This window comes from Amycolatopsis sp. NPDC004368 (genome assembly GCF_053602515.1).
In genome coordinates this window covers 80,833-101,781 of record NZ_JBSGDT010000004.1, presented here as the reverse complement: position 1 = coordinate 101,781, position 20,949 = coordinate 80,833, and the positions used below count along the sequence as shown (strand labels likewise).

Here is a 20,949-nt window from a genome sequence, read left to right as displayed (position 1 = left end):
GAGTGCGCGGAACGGCTGCGGCTTCTGGCCACTTTGGACAGTCCTGGCGGACTCAGGAGTCCTTGTCCGACACCGTGGTCACGAAGCGCAGCGCGATGTCGCGGAGCTTGACGTTGGTCGTCTGCGACTCGACCACGAGCCGGTTCATGGCCTCGTCGGCGTCGATGCGGTGGATGGCCATGAGCATGCCCTTGGCCTGCTCGATCACCGCGCGCGTGCGCATGGCGCGGTCGAGCTGCTCGGCGCGCTCGCGTGCGTCGCGGTAGCGGTGGTGCGTGCGCAGGCCGAAGCCGACCAGCGTCACGTAGACCTTGAGCAGCTGGCTGTCCAGCTCCTCGAAGCCGTGGCTGCCGAAGCCGAACAGGTTGATCGCGCCCGAAAGCTGATCGTCGACCCGCAGCGGGGCGGCGAGGTAGCTGCCGAGGCCGAGCTGCGCGGCCGCGTCGGTGAACTCGGGCCAGCGACGGTCCGCGACGGGCAGCGACAGCCGTACGATCTCACCGGTCTCGGCGGCCTGCAGGCACGGTCCCTCCCCCGCCGCGTACTGCGCGGCGTCGACCTGCTCGGCACGCGGGTCCGTGGTCGAGGCCGTTTCGCCCTTGCCCGAACGGATCACGGTCACGCTCGCCATGTCGGCACCCGGCACGGCGCGCACCGCCTCGGCGCAGATCACCTCGAAGAGGACCGGCTCGAACCGGTCGTCCTCGAGAGCGCTGGTGAGGCCGTGCATGGCCTCCGCGAGCTCGTCGAGCTGTTCGGACATGGTCGTCTCCTCAGCCACTCCGCCTGTTCTCCTGTCGTACCCGGCAGACGGGCTTGGTGAAGCCGCTGCAACTTGCAGCGATTTTACCGATGCCCGAGGAGCGGATTCGACGGTCGGGGGCGAGTTGACCAGCAACGTTCCGCCGTCGCGACCCGTTGCTTTTTCCCGAGAAGTCAGACCGAGACGGAGGTGGGCTCCTCCTCGGCCGAGCTCTCCTGCTCCACCGCCGGCCTGCGGCGCCCCCGCCGGACGAGCACGACGATCACCAACACCAGCAGCACCACGAGGACCAGCAACGTCCACGGCACCGCCCAGCCACCGGCCGAACCCGCCACCGCGGGCAGCGGCGCGACCGAGCCGGCCGCGTCCGTGAGCAGCGGCGTGAGCGAGATGTCGGCGGACGTGCGCACCGTGGGAACCACACCGGCCACGGGCACCGACACGTGCCAGGTGTCGCCCGGCAGCAGCTGCGGCGAGTCCGTGATCGGCGCCGACTGCTTGCGCCACAAGCCGAACGGCCCGGAAACGGTGGCACTCTGGCGAGCGGCGACGATGGCGTTGCCCGTGTTGCGGATCGTGTAGGACAGCGTGGCACCGGCCGAACCGAAGGGGTTCAGGGTGCCCGAGTAGTCGACGTGCGCGTCCTCGACGGACAGACCGGGCGTGATGTCCCCGCCCACGCGCAAGCGGATGCGCACGCCGACGCGGCGCTCCACGGTACCCTGCTGCACCGAGGTGACGATGCCGCCCAGGAAGTCACCGGCCTTCGTACCGGCGGGAACGGCGACGGTGAAGGTCACATCGGCCGACTCACCGGGACCCAGCTTCACGTGGTCGCTCGTGGGCCGCACCCAGGCACCGATGCCGACCGACTTCTTGTCGCGCGACAGGAGGTCGACCTGCCCGTCGGGCCGGGTGAACGCGTCCGCGGTGTACACGGCCAGGTCCAGGGGTGCGTTGCCGTTGTTGACGACCTTGAGACCGTCGTGCACCTGCTCCCCCGCCTCGGCGGTGTAGCTGTAGTTCACGCGGCCGGAACCGACCTCGTTGTCCGCGGTGCTGACGGCCCAGGGCGCGTCTTCCTGGGCGGCGGCGGGCATCGCCGCGGTGGCGGCGAACCCGGCGACGAGCAGCACGGCGGCGAGCGCGCGGGTGAGCGTGGAGCGCATGTGGTGGTCCTCGGGGTGAGGCGGGGCGGAACGGGGTGGACGGCAGGGACGGGCGCCGGTGAGCACCCGCCCCTGCCTGGTGATTCAGCCGGGTCAGCTCAGCGAGGTGAGCGTGGAGCCGAGCTTGCCGAGCGTCTCGCTCAGCCAGCACGGGCCACCGTGGCCGTCGTCGTGGCCGTGGCCGTCGTTGCCGTGGCCACCGTTGCTGCTGCCGCCACCGTTGTGACCGTGGCCGTCGTCACCCTTGGTGTGGATGACGACCTGGTCGACCAGCGAACCGACCTTGGCCGCCGGCGACTTGCCGTCGTTCGGGCCGCACCAGTCGACGTTGCCGCGCTCGACCGCGGCGTTCGGAGCGGCACAGGTGCCACTGCGAACTTCCGAGACCTCGAGCTTGTCGTCGCGCACCTGGACCTTCACGTACGTGCGCACGTGCTCCTGGTTCTCGACCGAGTTGGCGTAGTGGTTGGTCGGGTTCAGCGGGTCAGGACCGTAGTTCGGGTCCTTCGTGACGTCCGGGTCGGAGAGGTCGTAGTACTTCGACCCCGACGCGGAGTTGGCCGTCACGTAGACGACCCCACCCGGGCCCTGCGTCACCGAGGTGGCGCCGGGCTGCTCGGCCGGGTTGGCCTTCTGGCCGTTCTTCAGCACGTAGCTGCGCGAGTAGCTGTGGTCGTGACCCTGCAGGACCAGGTCGACGCCCAGGTTGGAGAAGGCCGTCGGGAAGTCCTTGCGGCGCAGCTGGTTGTCACCGTCGTTCGCGTGGTTCGCCGGCGAGTAGATCGCGTGGTGGTACACGAGCACCGTGTACTTGGCGTCCTTGCCGTGCTTCTTGATCACGTCGGTGACGTAGGCGATGTGCGCCTCGTCCGCACCGTTGGCGTAGGCGTTGCTGTTCAGGTCGATGAACAGCACACCCTTGTAGGTGTACCAGTAGTCGCCACCGGAGTTGGTGTTCTGCGAGCCGTTGTAGAACGGCGTGGAACGGTCGGTGTTCGGCGTCCAGAAGTGCTGCTCGTAGGACTTGCCGCCCACGTCGTGGTTGCCGATGGTGGCGGCCCACGGGTACTGGCGCAGCTTGTCCGAGCCGAGGAACGCGTCCCAGTCCGCCTCGGTGTTGGCGGTCTCGACCTGGTCGCCACCCGAAACGAGGAGCTCGGCCTTCGGGTTGGCGGCCAGCGACACGTTCAGGGTGTCGGCCCAGCCGGCACCGTCCTTCGCGACGTCGCCCGACGAACCGATCTGCGGGTCACCGTAGAACAGGAAGTCGAAGTCGCCCTTGAACGACTGCGTCTTGAAGGAGTACGTCGGCGACCAGCCATCGCTGTTGCCGATGCGGTACGAGTACGCCGTGTTCTGCTGCAAGCCGTCGAGGGTGACGTGCGCGTTGAAGCCACCGTTGACGGAGTTGCTGCCAACGACCGCCGAGAACTTCTTGGCGTTGGTCGGGAAGTTGCCGTGGTTGAGCCAGTTGGTCGGCACGAGTTCGACCCGCTGGTCGGCGTTGGTCGCGGTGTACCAGGACAGCACGCGCTGCGATTCCTGGGCACCGACACCGAGCACGATGCTGCCGGCCTTGGCCGGCGGAGTCGGGGTCCACGTGGCGGCGGTGGCCGAGCCGTTGCCGAACGCCAGCGCGAGGCTCACGCCCACGGTCGCGATACCGAAGGCGAGGTTCCGCCCGGATCTGGAAGGTTTCATCGGATGTGCTTTCCCTTTCGGGTCAATGGGTCGGGAAGACCGATTGGTAGCGTTATCGCCCCTGGTGTTCGGTAGGTGAACTTCACCGGAAGCACGGGTGGCCCGCTCCGGAATTACGTGTCAGCCCTCAGCGATACGCTGCACGAACCATGTGAGGCCCATCACCGAAACCGCCGCCGCGATCACCCCGGTCGTCCACTGTGGAGCGAAGGTGGCCCGGCGGCGGATCAGCACGAGGATCGGGAAGACGATCGCGATGATCGCCAGCTGCACCGTCTCGATGCCGACGTTGAACACCAGCAGCGACCACAGGAGTGTCCAGGACCACGCGGTGTCGATGCCCAGCGCCGAAGCGAACCCGAGGCCGTGGCACAGGCCGAAGCAGAAGACGACGGCGAGCCGGGTCCACCCGGCACGGTCGAGGCTGAAGTGGCCATCGCCGAGGAGGTCGTCGTCCACGCCGTTGACCTTGCGCCGCCACAGCCGCCAGAGCGGCCAGGCCGCGACCACCGCGATCGACAGCGCGATGAGGGGTTCGATGATGTTGGCGGGCACCGTGACCAGGCCGAGCGCCGCCAGCACGAAGGTGACGGAGTGGGCGATCGTGAACGTGGTCGCGGCCAGCACGATCTCCCGCAGGCGCCGGGAGCCGGCGATGAGCGCGAGCAGGAACAGGATGTGGTCGAGACCAGTGAGCAGGTGCTCGGCCCCGAGGCGGAAGAACTCCCAGAACCGCTCGCCGAACGACTGCTGTGTGGAGAACGACGGCTGGTGCGCGTCGAGGGCGGCGCTGCCCGAGGTCAGGTCGAGGTCGTAGGTGACGACTGTCTTGGTGTCGCGGACGTAACCCTCGGAGTCGGGGAAGAGCGCACTGCGCACCTCGTGGGCGTCGGCGCTCGCGCAGCGGTAGTCGAGGTCGAGGAACGCGTAGGGCACACCTTCCCGCTGAGCCATGCGGAAGCCGCCGTCTTTCGTTGGCGTGCAGGGACTTTCCGTGCTCACGTGGAAGCGGTCCGTCACGTACTTGATCACCGCGGCCGAATGGTCTTCGAGTGCTTTGGCCTGTGCGGCGGAATCCTCTGCGTCGAACGCAGCAGTGCCCTGCTTGAACAGCGGGTCGTCGTGTTCGGCATCGGCGACGGAGACGACCAGCAGGTCGTACTCGAGCCCCACCTCCGCCCGCAGTTGGCCGGACCCGGGCGACGTGACATCGGCGTAGACGACCGATGAGAACCCGTGGGCGGAGGCGGTGGAGGTACCGAGAATAACCGCCAGCGCGGCCAGCGCGAAAACCGTTGCCAGACGGGCGAAACCTCTGATGCGGCGGGGCATGATCTTCCTCTTTCCGGTTGCTCGACCGCACTTTGCTGGGCCCAAGCGAACAACTGGCGGAGGGCGGGCGAACATGCAGCGACCGGATTACGACGGAAGAAAGCGGCGATACGGAAACGGGCGGGTGATCGGGTAGGAAGGAAGCAACCTGACCACCGCTGTCGCGAAGGGATGATCCTTGCGTTCACGACGCCTGGCCGTCGGCGCGCTCACGGCCCTGCTGCTGGCCGGGTGCGGCGCGACCGACGATTGGTCGAAACCACACCCCGCGCCCACCGCGGTCGGCGTGCTCGGCCAGGGATTCACCAGTACCCCACCGACTCCGGAGGCGACCATCACGCCGCGACCGGGTTCGTGGGACGGCGTTCACCCGGCGCCGGGCTACCGCGTGGTGCTGCTCACAGCCGGCGACGACGAGCAGACGAAGACGCTCGTGAGCGGCGTGAAGGACTGGGCCGAGCAGGAGCAGGTGAGCCTGAAGGTCGTGACGGCCGAGGACCCCCTGCACTACACCGACCGCATCGTCGACGCCATGAACCTCGCCCCGGACCTCATCATCACGGCCGGCAGCAAGCTCGTGGACGCCGTGACGGTGGTCACGGCCAACCACCTCGACCGGCAGTTCCTCGTGCTGGGCGCCGAGATCGCCGAGCCGACCGTCAACGTCACGGCTGCGAACTGGGCCGGCGCCACGTTCCGCGGCGCCGGACTGACCACGGCCACCGACGCCGACCCGGCATCCTTCACCCCGGCGCGCGCGGCGGCGGCCGTGCGGGCGGGTGTGGCGAGCGTCCTGAGTGGATTGACGGGGATCGTCGTCCGGGTGCCCTAGACCATTCGGCCGTACTGGATACACCGAAGGGAGGGAAGCCGGGCAACGGCTTCCCTCCCTTCGCCTCAGCGGCTCACTTCCGGATCGTGAGCAGATCCGCCAGGTCGATGCGCTCGTAGAACTCGCGGCGGATGCGGTCGGCGACCGCCGAGACCTCCTCCGAACCGTCGTTCGACGGGTCGATCACCACGCGGTAGGGGCGTTCGCCGCGGGGCAGGGCGACGATGCGGGCGATCTCGGCCGAGACCGAGGACGCGTCGGCGTCGGCGGGTTCGAGGGCGGCGAGCTTGCCCGACACCTCTTCCATCAGGCCGGCGTACTTCGTCTCGTACTCGGCGACCACGGCGTCGTCGGCCGGGTGGCCCGAGTGGGCGAAGTGGTTGGTGCCCTGGGTGAACGCGCCCGGGACCACAATGGACGTTTCGACGCCCCAGCGGCTCAGCTCGGTCGAGTAGCTCACGGCGAGGGCATCCATGCCGGCCTTCGCGGCGAAGTACGGCGCGAGGTAGGGCGGGGTGCCGCCCTTGACGCTGGAGCTGGACACCCACACCACCAGACCCTCACCACGGCGGCGCATGCCCGGCAGCACCGCGCGGTTCACGCGCTGGGTGCTGAGCACGTTCACGTCGTAGAGCTCCGCGAGCTGCTCCGGCGTGAACGCCTCGGCCGGGCCGGTGACCATGTGGCCGGCGTTGTGGATCAGCACGTCGATCGAGTCTCTCTCCGCCTCGATCTTCGCGATGGCCGCGTCGACGGACGCCTGCGAGTTCACGTCGAGTTCGATGGCACGCAGGTCCACGCCGTGTTCGGCGGAGTAGTCGGCCGCGGCCTGCACCTGCGGGGCGTTGCGGCCGGCCGTCTCGCGCATGCCGGCGTAGACGGTGTGGCCCTGGTCGGCCAGCGCGCGGGCGGTCAGGGCGCCGAATCCGCTGGAAGCACCGGTGATGACGATGGTCTGGGACATGGCGGTTCTCCTTGGGACGAGCAGGTGCGGGGGAACGGCAGGCTCAGATGGCTCCGCCGTTGGCGAAGATGTTCTGGCCGTTGACCCAGCGGCCCGGGCCGGCCAGGAAGGCGACGACCTCGGCGATGTCCTCGGGCTGACCGAGGCGCTCCGAAGGCACCTGCGACGCGATGCGGTCCATCAGCTCCTGCGACTTGCCGGTGGTGAACAGCGGCGTCTCCGTCGGACCGGGCGACACGGTGTTGACGGTGATGTCACGCCCGCGCATCTCGCGAGCCAGGATCAAGGTCATGGCCTCGACCGCACCCTTCGAAGCGGCGTACGCGCTGTAGCCGGTCTGCTGCAGCTTCGTCACCGACGTCGAGGTGTTGATCAGGGCGCCCCCCTTGCGCATCCGGCGCAGGGCCTCCTGGTCGACGACGAACGTGCCGCGGATGTTCACGCGGTGGATCTCGTCGAGCTCGTCGAGCTTGAGGTCGACCAGCGGCGACAGCGGCATGATCCCGGCGGTGTGCACCACCACGTCGACGCCGCCGTAGAGCTTCTCGGCCTGGTCGAACAGGGCCGCGACCTCGTGCTCGTCGGCGACGTCCGCCTTGCCCGCGCTCGCCACGCCACCCGCGGCCTCGATCTCGGCGACCACGGCGTCGGCGCGGTCCCGGCCACCGGAGTAGTGCACGAGCACCTTCATGCCGTCGCCGGCCAGCCGCTTGGCAATCGCGGCGCCGATGCCGCCCGAACCGCCGGTGACGATCGCGACGCGGGGGGTGGTGGTCTCAGTCATGTCAGTCTCCGTATCCGTGTTCCGCTCTGTTGTTACCGACGCTATCCCTCAACGCGTACCGACGCTAGATATTTCCCGTATCAACGATATGACTTGGGTAACACCGGTACGTAGCGCTGTTACTCGCGCTATCCGACCTGGTGTGGCACAACGCACGCGGCGTTTCGCCCGGATCGGCACCGCCTGTTCCCTGCCGCACCCCTGGTCGCCGACAACCGGACATCTCGTTTTCACGAAGCGGTGCTGGGGTGACGAGCGCACATCCCGTGCCCTGGAACGAGGAGCTTTCTTGAAACGCAGTCGAAGAAGCAGTGCGGTGGCGGCCGCGCTGCTCGCGGGAAGCGTGGTCACCTTCGGGGCCACCGGAACAGCGGCAGCCTCGGCCCCCAAGCCGTGGCTGCCGGTCACCCCCGCGAACTGGAGCCTCGTCGTCGACCAGACGAAGACGCCGCCGACAACCGTCACGCGCGGCGTGACGCAGTACTCGGAAACCTACGACACCGTCGGCGGCCGCCAGCGCACCCAGGTGCTCGACGTGAACCTCGCCGACCCCAACGTGCGCCTCGGCGTGGTCGAGGCCGGCGACGTGATCACCAACCCGGCCGACGAGACGGTGGGCTCGATGGCCGCCCGCACCCACGCGGTGGCCGGCGTCAACGGCGACTTCTTCGAGATCAACGCCAGCGGCCGGCCGCTCGGCGGCGTGATCACGAACGGCAAGCTGCTCAAGAGCCCGCGCCCGAACTTCAACGCGCAGCTCGGCGTGCGCGCGGACGGCACCATGGTGCTCGGACCGCAGACGTTCACGGGCTCGATCAAAGACGGCGCGGCCAGCACTCCCCTGACTTCGGTCAACGTTGTCAACGATGTCGCCGCCGGCGGCATCACGGAGGTCACCCCCGACCTCGGCGGCGCGACGGCCCTCCCGGCGAGCACGCTCGTGCTCGGGCACGAGACGACGGCCGGCACCTTCGTCGCCGACTCCGTGCAGACCGGCGTGACCGCGGTGCCGAACCTGCCGAAGGGCCAGTTGGGCCTGCTCGGCGGCGGTGCGGGCGGCACGTGGCTCTCGAACACCGTCCACAGTGGAGACTCAGTTACGGTCACGGCCGACACCGGTGGCCTCAGGCAGCTGCTGTCCGGCTCGACCATGCTGGTGCGCGACGGCGCGGTCTACACCGACCCGACCGGCAACCCGCCGGGCGGCGTCAACCCCGAGACCGTGGTCGGCGTGAGCAAGGACGGCAAGCACACGATCATCGCCACGCTCGACGGCCGCCTCGGCGCGAGCGCGGCGCTGGGTGTGACGCCGGCGCAGGTCGCGGGCTACATGGTGGCCCACGGCGCGTACAACGCGGTGCTCTTCGACGGCGGCGGCTCCACCGAGCAGGTGGCCCGCAAGCCCGGCGACCCGGCGGTCTCGGTGATGAACAACCCGTCGGACGGCCACGAGCGGCCCGTCGCCAACGGCCTGTTCATCTACTCGACCGAGCAGGCGCCCGGCTTCGCGCGCACGATGGTCGTGAACGGCGGAAAGGGCGTGGACACCGTGCCCGGCGCGACCGTGCCGGTGCCCGCGTTCGGCCTCGATTCGCTCGGCAACCCCGCGCGCGAGAAGGCTTCCGTGCAGGTCGTGCCGTCTTCGCTCGGTTCGTGGAAGAACGGCCAGTTCACCGCGGGCCGCGCCGGCACCGGTGTGCTGATCGCCCACGCGGGCATCGCCGTCTCGGTTCAGCCGCTGCGGGTCGTCGACCGGCTCGGGTCGCTGCAGATCTCGCCGACCGACCCGGACCTGAACAACGGTGGCACGCAGGCGTTCACCCTGTCCGGCTCCACCTCGTCGGGCACCGCGGTCTCGATCCCCGCGGCTGCGGCTTCCTGGTCGGTGAGCGACGCGTCGCTCGGCACGGTCGACAAGTCCGGCGGGTTCACGGCCGACGCGGTGAACTCGGGCCTGGAGAAGGTGACGGCGAAGGTCGGCGGCGCCACGGCGACCGCGACCGTGGCCATCGGCAGCGTGTCGCAGGAGCTCAACGACTTCAGCGACCCGTCGGCGTGGAACCTGCGCAACACCACCGGTCAGCCGGCCACGATGGTCGCCGCGCCGGGCGTGGTCCCGCCGGGCTCGACGGCTTCGGCGTCGACGCAGCTCACGTACACCATGCCCGCGGGCTCCGGCGTGAAGCAGCTCGTGCTGTCGCCGAAGTCCACGATCACCGCGGGCGCCAACGCCGGCGGCCAGAACCCGACCGGCATCGGCGTGTGGGTGAAGGGTGACGGCACCGGGATCCAGCTGGCCGAGTCGTACATCGGCATCGACGGCGCCACCACCACGCTGTACCCGACCACGGTGACGTGGAAGGACTGGCGCCTGGCCATCGCGACGCTGCCGCCCGGGCTGAACTTCCCGCTGCGGATCAGCTTCGTCGACTTCCTCACGATCAACCCGAGCCAGACGACGTCGGGCACGCTGAACGTGAGCGGGCTGCAGGCGCTGTACTCGCCGCGTCCGGTGGTCGCGCCGCCGTACCAGGCGATTCCGAAGAACCCGTCGTGGCTGAAGTTCTCGGAGAACGCCGCGGACTTCACGCGGTCGGGCTCCACGATGCTGCTGGGCGACGACGCGCACCTGCTGGCGAACGACCCGGGGTCTGCGTCGTCGAACGTCATGGACACCATCAAGGGTCGTCTGCCTTCCTTGCCGCCGCAGGCCCGGCCGTCCTCGGTGCAGGCGCTGGGTGACATGTCCGACGACGGCGCGCTGCCCGACCTGCAGTTCGCGCAGTCGAAGATCGCGGCGTTCGGCCTGCCGTACCACGACGTGGTGGGCAACCACGAGATCACGCAGGGCTCGGCGCCGGAGAACGGCAACTTCGCCCAGGTCTTCGGGGCCACGCACTACGCGTACCAGGCCGGTGACGCGCAGGTGATCGTCACCGACAACTCGCACGGCAGCCTGCAGTCGTCGGACGCCTTCCAGGTGCCCGCCGAGTCGCAGTACTCGTGGCTGGTCAAGCAGCTCACGGATGCTTCGTCGCCGACCGTGCTGGTGACCACGCACATGCCGGCGTACGACCCGCACCCGGTGGCCAACAGCCAGTTCAGCGACCGGTGGGAAGCGCGCATGTACGTGCGGCTGGTGCAGCGCTACCAGCAGACGCACCCGGACAAGCACGTGGTGATGCTGTACGGCCACGCGCGCGGGTTCGCCGACCAGGTCATCGACCCGTTGGGCAACCCCGTTTCGCCGGCTGATGGCGGGATTCCGCAGCTGACGATCGCGGACCTCGGCATGCCGGCGTACGCCCCCGCGGACGAAGGCGGCATCTACCACTTCGTGCTGCTGCACACCGCTCGCGGTGAGGTGCAGTTCTCGGTGGAACCGGTGCTGTCGTCGATCGCGGTTTCGGTGCCCGGTGCGTCGCTGCGAGTTGGCGCTTCGGCCGTCGCGTCGGCTGTCGGCGCCGAGGTCGGCGGCGACAACCTCCCGGCGGCCACCATGCCGATCGCGGACCCGGCTTCGCACGTGTGGTCCTCGAGCGACTCGCGGGTCGCTTCGGTGGACGCGGTGACGGGCGAGATCACGGCGCGGCGCGCGGGCACGGTGACGATCTCCGTGACGAGTGGCGGTGTGACGGGTTCGGCTCAGCTGACCGTGACCCGGTGATCCTGTGAAAAACCGGGCGCGCTCCGTTCTCGGAGCGCGCCCGGTTTTTCCGTTCAAGTTGTCCGCTCAGGCGGCGATTTCCTCGATCGAGACGCGGTTCGGGTAGAACGCGAGGTGGTCCTTGATCGGGGAGACGGCGTCGTAGGGCTCCTCGTAGGTCCAGACGGCGTTGTCGCCTTCCGCGCCGGCCGGGGTGAGGGAGTAGTAGGACGCGTCGCCCTTGTACGGGCAGTACGTGTGGTGCTCGGTGCGCGCGAGCGCGGTCAAGTCGACGTCCTCCCGCGGGATGTACTGCACTGCCGGGTAGGAGGACTCACGCAGGACCTGCGCGCGGGTGGTGTCGGCGATGACCGTGTCGCCCAGCTTCACGAGCACACGGGCCGGGTTGACCTCGACGGTGATCGGGTGGTCGGGGCCGGGGATTCTCTGGGTGGGTCGGGCCATGGTCTCCTCATTCCACTGGTGCTTCTCCCAGTGGTAACGATGGAACGGCGTGGACCCTTCCCGCGGGTGGTGCTCGCCCCGGTGGAGACCGAGGTCGGTCAGGCCGAAACGCGCTTCGGGGCGGTGCGCCACAGCCAGTACAGGCCGACCACAGGCAGCACGAGCGGGATGAAGACGTATCCCTGGCCGTAGACCGACCAGACCGTCGCGTCGGGGAAGGCCTGGCGGTCGAAGACGCTGAGCGTGCCGACGGTCAGCACTCCGAGGAACTCCACGCTGCACGCCACGAGCGCGACGCGCCACCAGCGTTCGCCGCCCTTGGCGAGGGCGAAGGTGGCCAGCAGGTACACGACCGCGGCGAACGCCGAGAGCACGTAGGCCAGCGGGGCTTCGTGGAACTTCGTGCCGATCTGCACGCCGGCTCGCGAGGTGGCGGCCAGCGCGAAGATCGCGTACACCGCGACCAGCACCCGGCCCGGGCCCGTGGCCGTCTTACGCGCTTGCTCCACTCCACACCTCGTTCAGTCGCAGCACCATCACCGGGATGGCCAGGCAGGCGATGCCGAGCACGACCGTGCTCGACCGGCTTCGCTCGGCCAGCGCCCACGCCGCGCCGACCGGCAGCACGACCAGGCAGCCGATCAGGTAGGCCAGGTACGTGGCGAGGCTGCCCGGTTTCTCCCCGCTCACGAGCAGCACGACACCGACCACGAGCTGCGCCACGAGCAACAGCTCCACCACCCCGAGGGCGACGAGCAGCGGGGTGTCCGGCAACCGCTTGCGCGCGGCCTGCAGGAAGCTCCACAGCGCGACGAGCAGTGCAGCCACCGCCACCGTCACCGCGAAACCGAGAATCACCCGTTCCTCCTTCTGCCACGCTGGCCACAACGTACCCGCTGGCGATTCCGGGCCGGTTCGCCGAGGGCGGCCGACGTGGCCCGGGCCACCACGCCGGGTTCCGGGTGGACTGAGCGCTCCCCCAGCTCGAAGCGGACGAAAAATGGGCCGGCGCCGAGCGTTGATGGCATTCTGCCAATTCCATGGCTACAGTTATGACGCACTTCCCCGGACCTGCGTCAACAATACGATGCACCGAGTGTTACACCACGACCGAGTGGTCGACCAATCCGGGAAATCACGCAGGGTTCCCGGATTCGGACAGCCGGACGCGCGTTGTCTACCCTGATCAGCCCAGCCGAACCCCCGGGTTGGCGGATTGGCCTGCACGGCTCCGGCGTGCGGGAATATTCCTCGTCAGGGAGTACGGCGGGGCGCGAAGGGTGCGGTTTCATGGACATGCGGTATGAAGCGTTCTGCTTCGCGGATCCGCTGTTCTTCGACGAACAACGCGAAACCGGCGCGGCCGCCGACGACTTCGCCACCGGGCTGCCGGCACCGGGACCGATGTGGACGGTGGGCACGCGCGGCATCTGGCGCGTGGTGCACCCACAGGGCGTTGACCTGCCCGAACAGGGCTGGAAGATCCACGTTTCGGCCGGAATGGACAATGCGGACCGCGTGCTGGCGGCGGTGCACGAGTACTGTCTGGACCATCGCGTGGCGTTCAAGTACCTGCGGTCGCGGACCATCCTGCTGGCGCGCAATTCGAAATACGCACCTCGCGATGGAAGCGGCAAGTTGATCACCGTTTACCCCGTCGACGAGAGTGAACTCGCGCGGGTTCTTCAAGATCTTTCCGAGCGGCTCGACGGTGAACACGGCGCTTATGTCCTCAGCGACCTGCGATACGGATCAGGACCGTTGTACGTGCGTTATGGCGGGTTCGCCGAACAATGGGTGGAACACGACGGCACTCGGGTGCTCGCGATCCGCAAACCCGACGGTACACCCGTACCCGACCGGCGTGAGCCCGTTTTCTCGGTACCCGATTGGGTGAAGCTGCCGGAATGCCTCGACGCGAGCCTGGCGGCGCGCAAAGGCGGCGATCCGGCGCAGTTCCCGTACCGCGTGACCAGCTCCCTGCACTTCTCCAACGGCGGCGGTGTCTACCTGGCCGAGCACAACGAGCACAACGAGCACAGCCGGCAAGTCGTGCTCAAGGAGGCTCGGCCGCACGCCGGGCTCGACCGCGAGCTGGTGGACGCCGTCGAACGGCTGCGGCGTGAGCACGAGGTGCTGGAGCGGCTGGCGGACGTTCCGGGCGTTCCGGACGCGTATGAGCGCTTCACCGTGTGGGAGCACCACTACCTGGCGATGCAGCGGATGCCCGGGACGTCGCTGGGCAACTGGCTCGCGCTGAACTACCCGCTCACGCGCCGCGACAGCACCGAAGCCGACCTGCACGCGTACCGCGACCGGGCCCTGGGCGTGCTCGCGCAAGTGGAGCGGATCGTCGGTGACCTGCACGAACGCGGGGTGGTGTTCGGTGACCTGCACGCGCTGAACGTGCTGGTGACCGACGACGACGAGGTGTCGCTGATCGACTTCGAGATGGCGTTCGACGTCGCCTCGGGTTCGCGGCCCGCGCTGGGCGCACCCGGTTTCCGCGCGCCGGCCGACCGGCACGGGTTCGACATCGACCGCTACGCGCTGGCGGTGCTGCGGCTGTGGCTGTTCCTGCCGTTGGCGACGCTGCTGGAGCTGGCGCCGGCGAAGCTGCGCGGGGCGGCGGAGTTCGCCCAGCGGCGGTTCGGGCTGGCCGAGGGGTTCGCGGACGAGCTGGTGCGCGTGGTGGGCACGCCGGGGGTCCCGCAGGAGCTCACCGAGCTCGACGAGGAGCGACCCGACTGGACGCTGGTGCGCAAGCAGATCGTGGAGGGCGTTCTCGCCTCGGCCACGCCGTCGCGGCGGGACCGGCTGTTCCCGGGCGACATCGAGCAGTTCCGCGTGGGCGGCGCGTGTTTCGGCTTCGGCGCCGCCGGAGTGCTGTGGGCGCTGGACGTGGCCGGCGCCGGACGATTCCCTGAGCACGAGCAGTGGCTGCTCGACGCCGTGCGCCGCGAGCCGCCCGCGCGGCCCGGGTTGTTCGACGGCAGCCACGGGATCGCGTACGTGCTCGAACACTTCGGCCACCACGACGCGGCTTCGGCGTTGCTCGCGGATTCGCGGGTGCTGGTGGAGCAGACGACGGACCACGCGTTCGACGGCGGGCTCGCCGGGATCGCGCTGACCCAGCTGCACTTCGCGACCACCCGCGGCGACAACGAGTACGGCCGCCAGGCCCTGGCCACCGCCGTGCGCCTCGCGGAGAGTTTGGAAACGGCGGCGCCGCCCGGGAAGTTCGCGCGGGCCGGCCTGCTCAGCGGCTGGTCGGGGCCGGCGTTGCTGTTCGTGCGCCTGTACGAGCGGACCGGTGAGCCCGCGTGGCTGGCCTTCGCGGACCAGGCCCTGCGCCGCGACCTCGAGGAATGCGCCACCGCCGACGACGGCTCCCTGCAGGTCCGCGACGGCGAGCGGCGCACGCTGCCCTACGCCGGGATCGGCAGCGCCGGGATCCTGCTGGTGCTGGAGCAGCTGGCACGCGTCTCGCCCGCGTCGCCGGCGTGCTCGAACCTCGCCGGCCTGCGCGAAGCGTGCCGCGGCGAGTTCGTGATCCAGCCCGGTTTGCTGCACGGCCGCGCGGGCCTGCTGGCGGCGCTGTCGTTCGACGCCTCGCCTTCCGCGCGCGTGGCTTCTTCGGTGGACCTGCACCTGGCGCGCCTGGCCTGGCACGCCATCCCGTACCGCGGCGGCCTGGCCTTCCCGGGCAACCAGCTGCTGCGCCTGTCGACCGACGTCACCACCGGCAGCGCGGGCGTGCTGCTCGCGCTGTCGGCCCTGCTGGACGGCACGGAGGTGCTGCCGTTCCTCGGCGCCACGCCGTCCCCCCACACCTCCGGCCACTGATGGCCGGCGGAAAGAAAACGAGAAGGGATCACCCCATGGAACTGGTTCTCGACCTGCAGGCCCTGGAAGCCCCCGAAGCCCTCGACGGCCACGGCGGCGGACACGGTCACGGCCACGGGGCGCCGAGCAACCTGAGCCTGCTGGCGTCGTGCGCGCACAGCACGCTCAGCCTGCTGACCTGCCACTGACTTTCCGGACGTCACCAGACAGGAGCGGGAGCGGCGCAGGCCAAGTGCGCCGCTCCCGCTCCACCATTCTGCCCCGGCGCCACGGCTTGGTCACGGGCCGGTTCGGCGGATTTTTCGTTGCGTAGGAAGTGGTTGGGCCGTTCGGCGGCACGTGGAGCGAGGAGTGGCATGCCGGGATACGGATCACCTCCGGACGACCTCGACAGCTCCACTCCGACCACGCCGGCCCGTCACACCGAATGGCAAGTTGCCACACCGCCGGCAAGCCGGCCGCGCGCAGTGCCACCGCGGTTGGCAAAAGGACAGACCGAGCGGCAAGGCGGCTTGTGGAATGGCAACTTGCCACAGCCAGCCGCACGACCTGGGCGCACGGTACGGACACCGGCACAGGCGAGGCGCCGAACTGAATGGCAAGGTGCCGAACCATCTCACGACTTACCACAAACAGCCGCAAGGGACCGGCGAAAGGCACCAGGCGACCGTCTGCTCTGGGAAGTCGCAGCCAGGGACCCGTGGCGAGTCGCGGTGCTCGTCGTGGTCGGGTTGGTGGCCGTGGGAGCGAGCCTGGCGCTGCCGGGCGCTCTGGCGAGCGCCACCGATGCCGTGGTCAGCGGGAACCCCGCGGCGAAGCAGGTGGCGTGGCTGGTGATCGTCGGTGGGGCCGAGATCGTCGCGGACGTGGTGGGTGGGGTGGTGGTCGTCAAGGTCACCAGCAGCGCCGGGGCGTGGCTGCGAAGAAGAATGATCGACGCCCTATTGGCCCAGAAAACCAAGTCCCCCTTCGCGGAAGGAGACGCGGTCAGCCGGATGGCCGCCGACGCCGTCGGGGCCGGGGCCATCGTCCCCGTGGTCGTGCAGCTCGTGTCCGCGGCGGTGATCTCCGTCGGCGCCATCGTGCTGCTCGCGGCGCTCGACTGGCGCCTCGCCCTCGTCTTCCTCGGCAGCATTCCCCTCGCCCTGCTCCTGGCGCGGTCGCACCTCAAGAACACCGCCGACGACGTCCTCACCTACCAACGCGTGTCCGGAGAGCTGGCAGCGCGTCTGCTCGACGCAACCTCCGGCCTGGCCACGATCGCCGCGTCAGGGACCGCCGGCCAGGAAGCCGAGCGGGTGCTGAAACCGTTGCCACGACTGAACCTCGCCGGACGCGGGATGTGGCGGACGCAGGCGAAGATGGTGTGGCGGGCCGCACTGCTCCTGCCGGCCGTGGAGCTGGCGGCGCTCGCCGCGGCGGGGTTCGGGGTGCTCGGGCACCGCCTCACGGTCGGGGACGTGCTGGCGGCGCTCGGCTACGTCGCGCTCGGCCTGGGCCTGGTGACCCAAATTCCTTTGCTCACCACGGTTTCGCGCGCCCGCGGGTGTGCCGAGCGCGTCGCCGAGGTCCTCGACGCCCCCACCCCCGAGCGTGGCAAGCTCGGGCTCCTGCCCGGCAACGGCACGCTCACCCTCGACAACGCCGCCGTCCACGGCGCGCTGCACCCCACCTCCCTCACCATCCCGGCCGGAAGTTTCACCACCATCGTGGGAAAATCCGGCTCCGGCAAGTCCACTGTGGTCAATCTCCTCGGCGGCCTCACCACGCCCGACGCCGGCGCCGCCCGCCTCGACGGCCGTGACCTCACCACCCTGCGCCCCGAGGAGCTGCGCGCCGTCGTGGGGTACGCCTTCGCGCGGCCGCACCTGCTGACCGCAACCGAAACCGCCACCGTCGCCGACGCCGTGGGCTACGGCAGCTGGGCCGGCCACACCGCCGTCCGCGCCGCCTGCCGCAGCGCGCGGATCCACGACGTCATCACCCGCCTCCCCCACGGCTACCACACGCCACTGGCCGAAACACCGCTCTCCGGCGGCGAAGCAGCCCGCGTGGGCCTCGCGCGCGCCATCGTGCACAGCCCCCGCGTGCTCCTGCTCGACGACGCCACCGCGAGCCTCGACACCGTCACCGAACAGGCCGTCCTCGCCGACGTCCGCGCGCGGACCCTCGTGGTCGTCACCCACCGCGCCGCGCTCGCCGCCCGGGCCGACACCGTCCTCTGGCTCGACGCCGGGCGCCTGCGTGCGGCCGGATCGCACCACGAGCTGTGGCGCGATCCGGCGTACCGCGCGGTGTTCACCGAGGAGGCCGGATGACCGTGGACTACGGCGCCACCCTCGCCCGCCAGTGGCGCGGCGGCCTCGTCCTGCTCGTCTGCTCCGCGCTCGAAGGCGCACCCGCGTTCTTCTCCGGCCGCCTCGTCGAGCTGGCCGTGGACAAGGGCTTCGCGGTCGGCGACGCCCGAACCGGCCTGGCCTTCCTCGGGTTGTTCGGGCTCGCTGCGCTCGCGGGCGCGTTCGGCTCGCGGCTCGTCTGGCACCAGCTCGGCAAGGTCGTCGAACCCCTGCGCGACGCACTGGTCACCGCGATCGTGCGAGGTGTCCTGCACGACCCGAACCCGCCCCGCAACGCACCGGACGCGAGCGGCGTCGCGAGGATCACCCAGCACGTCGAGGTCGTGCGCGACGCGACGGCGGGGCTGCTGGTGCAGGCCCGCGCGATGGTCGTGACCACGGCGGCGGCGATCGCGGGGCTGGTCACCGTCGCGGGGCAGCTCGTGGTGCCGGTGGCGCTGCCGGTCGTCGTCTCGATCGCCGGGTTCACGGCCCTGCTGCCGGCGCTGGCGCGCAGGCAACGCGCGGCCGTGCTGGCGGACGAGCGGACCGCCGAGACGACCGGCGCGGTGCTCGGCGGCATGCGTGACGTGGTGGCGTGCGGCGGCGAGCCGGGCGCGGCGCTGGCCGTGTACGACGCCGTGGACCAGCAGGCCGAAGCCGCGGTCAAGGTGGCGAACGCCGGGGCCGCGCGGTCGCTGGTGATCTCACTGGGTGCATTCGTGCCGTTGATCGCGTCGCTGGCGGTGGCGCCCGGCCTGGTGGCCGACGGAGACCTCACGGCGGGTGCGGCGCTGGGCGCGCTGGTGTACCTGGCGACGACGATGCAACCGGCGGTGCGGGGGCTGGCGGCCACTGCCGCGACGGTGGTGCTGCGGCTGATCGTGGCGTTGCGGCGGCTGGCCGAGACCGCCGAGGTGCCGCCGCCGCGGCCGGGCACCCGGCAAGCGCGCGGCAGCGAGCTCACGGCCACCGGCCTCACCTTCCGCTGGGGCGCGGCACCCGAACCCGTCGTCAAAAATCTGGACCTGGTCCTGGCAGCGGGTGACCACCTGGCCGTCGTGGGGCCGAGCGGGATCGGCAAGTCGACCCTCGCCGGCTTGCTGACGGGCCTGCTCACGCCCCAGGCCGGGCAGGTGCGGCTGGGCGGCGTGCCGATCACCGACGCCGCCAACCGCCACGACCTCATCGCACTCATCTCCCAGCAGGCCTACCTGTTCGCGGGCACGGTGCGGGACAACCTCGGCCTGTTCGCCCCCACCGCGTCGGACGAGCACCTCGCCGCCGCGGCCCACGCCGTCGGCGCCGGGCCGCTGCTCGCGCGGCTCGGCGGGCTCGACGGCGAGCTCGGCCACGGAGCCGAAGGCCTCTCCGGCGGTGAAGCGCAGCTCATCGCGCTCGCGCGGGTCTACGCGAGCAGCGCGCGCATCGTGATCCTCGACGAGGCGACGTCCACTTTGGACCCCGCGGCCGAGGCCCACGCCGAGCGGGTCTTCGCCGAACGCGGTTGCACCCTGATCGTGATCGCGCACCGGCTCTCCTGCGCGATCCGCGCGCGGCGCGTCCTGGTGCTCGACGGCCACGAGACGCTGCTCGGCAGCCACGCCGACCTGACGGCCCGCTCGCCGCGGTACGCGGGGCTGATGCAGGCGTGGCTGTCCGCCGAACCGATCCGAACAGGAAAGTGAACGGTGAGCAGCGTCGATTCCCGGCAGCACAGCACTGTGCCCGGTCCATCCAGTGTGGACGGACCGGGCACAGCAAGAGGGCCGAGGACCTACTCGACGGCTTCGATCCGCCGTCCGGTCGAGTCCGGCGCGGCCAGCGAGAGCACCGCCGCCGCGACCGGGCCGACGATGCCGAACGCCAGCGCGAGCGGCACCGTGCCGGCGATGGACAGGGCGATGAGCGGGAACAGGCCCGCGCCCAGGCCGCGGCCGGCGTAGTAGCTGAGGTTCGAGCCGGTGGACCGCACGCGCGTGGGGAAGAACTCGGCCATCCACACGCCCAGCACGCCGAAGCCACTGGCACCCGCGGCGCACAGCATCAGCGCCCAGAACGTGGGCGCGCCCCAGAAGTTGGAGCCGATCTTCGCGTTGTGGCCCACCACGAGGATGAGGAACCACGCGAAACCGATGACGCCGAACGCGCCCGCGACGAACATGGCCCACTTGCGCTTGATCTTGTCGGACAGCGCGCCGGCCATCGGGTAGGTGACGGCCGTGACGATGAGGTTCAGCAGCACGATCAGGCTGGCCGTGCCGAGCGGCACCTTCTCCACCTTGATCAGGAACGTCGACAGGTACGAGATCATCGAGTTCGTGGTGAGGAACAGGGCGGTCGCGATGCCCATGAACAGGATGGTGCCACCGGCGTAGCCCTTGCGGAACAGGTCGACGATCGGCACCTTGGTGCGCCGCATGTCCGCGGGCACGCGGCCCTCGCGCAGCTCGCGCTGGTAGGTCCGCCACTGGTCCGACTCAGGCAGCATGATCGCCGACAGCACACCGATCAGCAGCGTCACCGCGCCGATGATGATGTAGCCCGCGCGCCAGCCCGACGCGGTGCCGAACTGGACGATGCAGAAGTAGATGACGCCCTCGGTCACGATCTGCCCGACGATGTACATCGACTGGATCGAGCCGCCCATCAGGCCGCGCTTGCTCGTCTTCCAGGCCTCGGCGAACATCGAGTACGACAGGCCGAAGAGCCCGCCCATGCCGATGCCGGCGAGCAGCCGCGTCAGCAGGAACACCAGGTAGTTGGGCGCGAGGCCGCCCAGCAGCGCGGCGAGGCCGAACACGACCACCGAACCGGTGTAGGTCCAGCGGCGGCCGTAGAGGTCGCCGAGCCAGCCGACGAGGATGCCGCCGGCGATCGAGGCGAAGCCCTGCAGGGTCGCCACCTGCACGATCTGGATGGTGCTCACGTGCAGGCTTTCCGACAGGTACGCGAGCGGATAGCCGACGAGGTTCAGCTCGGCGCCGTCGAACAGGGTGCCCAGGAAGGCGAAGATCAGGATGCGTGCGGTGGCCGGGCGCAAGCCCGTACCTCCGCCGGTCGGCGCGTTGATGCGAACGGTCGACATTCGGGGGCCTTTCACGGGGTGGG

At 70.0% G+C, this 20,949-nt stretch carries 16 protein-coding genes; 6 read left to right on the top strand and 10 right to left on the bottom strand.

Annotation, left to right across the window (positions count from 1 at the left end; translation table 11 throughout):
• Nucleotides 1-52: 52 nt before the first annotated feature.
• The 4 genes from ACWEOE_RS08730 to ACWEOE_RS08715 all read right to left on the bottom strand — a co-directional run bounded on the left by ACWEOE_RS08730 (nt 53) and on the right by ACWEOE_RS08715 (nt 4,965).
• The gene (locus tag ACWEOE_RS08730; RefSeq protein ID WP_452005951.1) at nt 53-763 is read right to left on the bottom strand and encodes an ANTAR domain-containing protein; all 711 of its coding nucleotides are present in this window, start codon (nt 761-763) and stop codon (nt 53-55) included.
• Nucleotides 764-936: 173 nt separating this feature from the next.
• The gene (locus tag ACWEOE_RS08725) at nt 937-1,932 is read right to left on the bottom strand and encodes a WxL protein peptidoglycan domain-containing protein (RefSeq protein ID WP_452005948.1); all 996 of its coding nucleotides are present in this window, start codon (nt 1,930-1,932) and stop codon (nt 937-939) included.
• Nucleotides 1,933-2,025: 93 nt separating this feature from the next.
• Entirely contained in the window at nt 2,026-3,633 is a 1,608-nt protein-coding gene (locus ACWEOE_RS08720; RefSeq protein ID WP_452005945.1) for a fibronectin type III domain-containing protein, read from the bottom strand.
• A gap of 120 nt (nt 3,634-3,753) precedes the next feature.
• Nucleotides 3,754-4,965 carry a HupE/UreJ family protein gene (locus ACWEOE_RS08715; RefSeq protein WP_452005943.1) on the bottom strand — a complete coding sequence of 404 codons (1,212 nt, stop codon included), beginning with the start codon at nt 4,963-4,965 and terminating at the stop codon, nt 3,754-3,756.
• Nucleotides 4,966-5,143: 178 nt separating this feature from the next.
• On the opposite strand from ACWEOE_RS08715, the gene ACWEOE_RS08710 reads away from it, so the two are divergent.
• On the top strand, nt 5,144-5,797 hold the full coding sequence (locus ACWEOE_RS08710; RefSeq protein WP_452005940.1) for a hypothetical protein: 654 nt from the start codon (nt 5,144-5,146) through the stop codon (nt 5,795-5,797).
• A gap of 73 nt (nt 5,798-5,870) precedes the next feature.
• On the opposite strand, the gene ACWEOE_RS08705 is transcribed toward ACWEOE_RS08710, so the two are convergent.
• Nucleotides 5,871-6,761, bottom strand: a complete 891-nt coding sequence (locus ACWEOE_RS08705; protein WP_452005937.1) for an SDR family oxidoreductase — start codon at nt 6,759-6,761, stop codon at nt 5,871-5,873.
• A gap of 43 nt (nt 6,762-6,804) precedes the next feature.
• The gene (locus ACWEOE_RS08700) at nt 6,805-7,545 is read right to left on the bottom strand and encodes an SDR family oxidoreductase (protein WP_452005935.1); all 741 of its coding nucleotides are present in this window, start codon (nt 7,543-7,545) and stop codon (nt 6,805-6,807) included.
• Between the two features lie 289 nt (nt 7,546-7,834).
• Between ACWEOE_RS08700 and ACWEOE_RS08695 the strand changes: the two genes are divergently transcribed.
• On the top strand, nt 7,835-11,212 hold the full coding sequence (locus ACWEOE_RS08695) for a phosphodiester glycosidase family protein (RefSeq protein WP_452005932.1): 3,378 nt from the start codon (nt 7,835-7,837) through the stop codon (nt 11,210-11,212).
• A gap of 66 nt (nt 11,213-11,278) precedes the next feature.
• On the opposite strand, the gene ACWEOE_RS08690 is transcribed toward ACWEOE_RS08695, so the two are convergent.
• From ACWEOE_RS08690 to ACWEOE_RS08680, 3 genes are all read right to left on the bottom strand, one after another.
• A complete protein-coding gene (locus ACWEOE_RS08690; protein ID WP_452005929.1) occupies nt 11,279-11,656 on the bottom strand; it encodes a DUF427 domain-containing protein in 378 nt (125 codons plus the stop codon).
• A 98-nt stretch (nt 11,657-11,754) separates the two neighbouring features.
• A complete protein-coding gene (locus ACWEOE_RS08685) occupies nt 11,755-12,126 on the bottom strand; it encodes a hypothetical protein (RefSeq protein WP_452006475.1) in 372 nt (123 codons plus the stop codon).
• A gap of 22 nt (nt 12,127-12,148) precedes the next feature.
• Nucleotides 12,149-12,514, bottom strand: coding sequence for a hypothetical protein (locus ACWEOE_RS08680; protein WP_452005926.1), 366 nt, complete (start codon nt 12,512-12,514; stop codon nt 12,149-12,151).
• A gap of 432 nt (nt 12,515-12,946) precedes the next feature.
• On the opposite strand from ACWEOE_RS08680, the gene lanKC reads away from it, so the two are divergent.
• From lanKC to ACWEOE_RS08660, 4 genes are all read left to right on the top strand, one after another.
• A complete protein-coding gene (gene lanKC, locus ACWEOE_RS08675; protein WP_452005923.1) occupies nt 12,947-15,502 on the top strand; it encodes a class III lanthionine synthetase LanKC in 2,556 nt (851 codons plus the stop codon).
• Between the two features lie 35 nt (nt 15,503-15,537).
• The gene (locus ACWEOE_RS08670) at nt 15,538-15,690 is read left to right on the top strand and encodes a SapB/AmfS family lanthipeptide (protein ID WP_452005920.1); all 153 of its coding nucleotides are present in this window, start codon (nt 15,538-15,540) and stop codon (nt 15,688-15,690) included.
• A 525-nt stretch (nt 15,691-16,215) separates the two neighbouring features.
• Complete coding sequence (locus ACWEOE_RS08665; RefSeq protein WP_452005918.1) at nt 16,216-17,820, top strand: ABC transporter ATP-binding protein; 1,605 nt, start codon at nt 16,216-16,218, stop codon at nt 17,818-17,820.
• Nucleotides 17,817-19,526, top strand: a complete 1,710-nt coding sequence (locus ACWEOE_RS08660) for an ATP-binding cassette domain-containing protein (RefSeq protein ID WP_452005915.1) — start codon at nt 17,817-17,819, stop codon at nt 19,524-19,526. The genes ACWEOE_RS08665 and ACWEOE_RS08660 overlap by 4 nt, the downstream gene beginning before the upstream one ends.
• Nucleotides 19,527-19,615: 89 nt before the next feature.
• On the opposite strand, the gene ACWEOE_RS08655 is transcribed toward ACWEOE_RS08660, so the two are convergent.
• Entirely contained in the window at nt 19,616-20,926 is a 1,311-nt protein-coding gene (locus ACWEOE_RS08655; protein WP_452005913.1) for an MFS transporter, read from the bottom strand.
• Between the last annotated feature and the right edge of the window lie 23 nt (nt 20,927-20,949).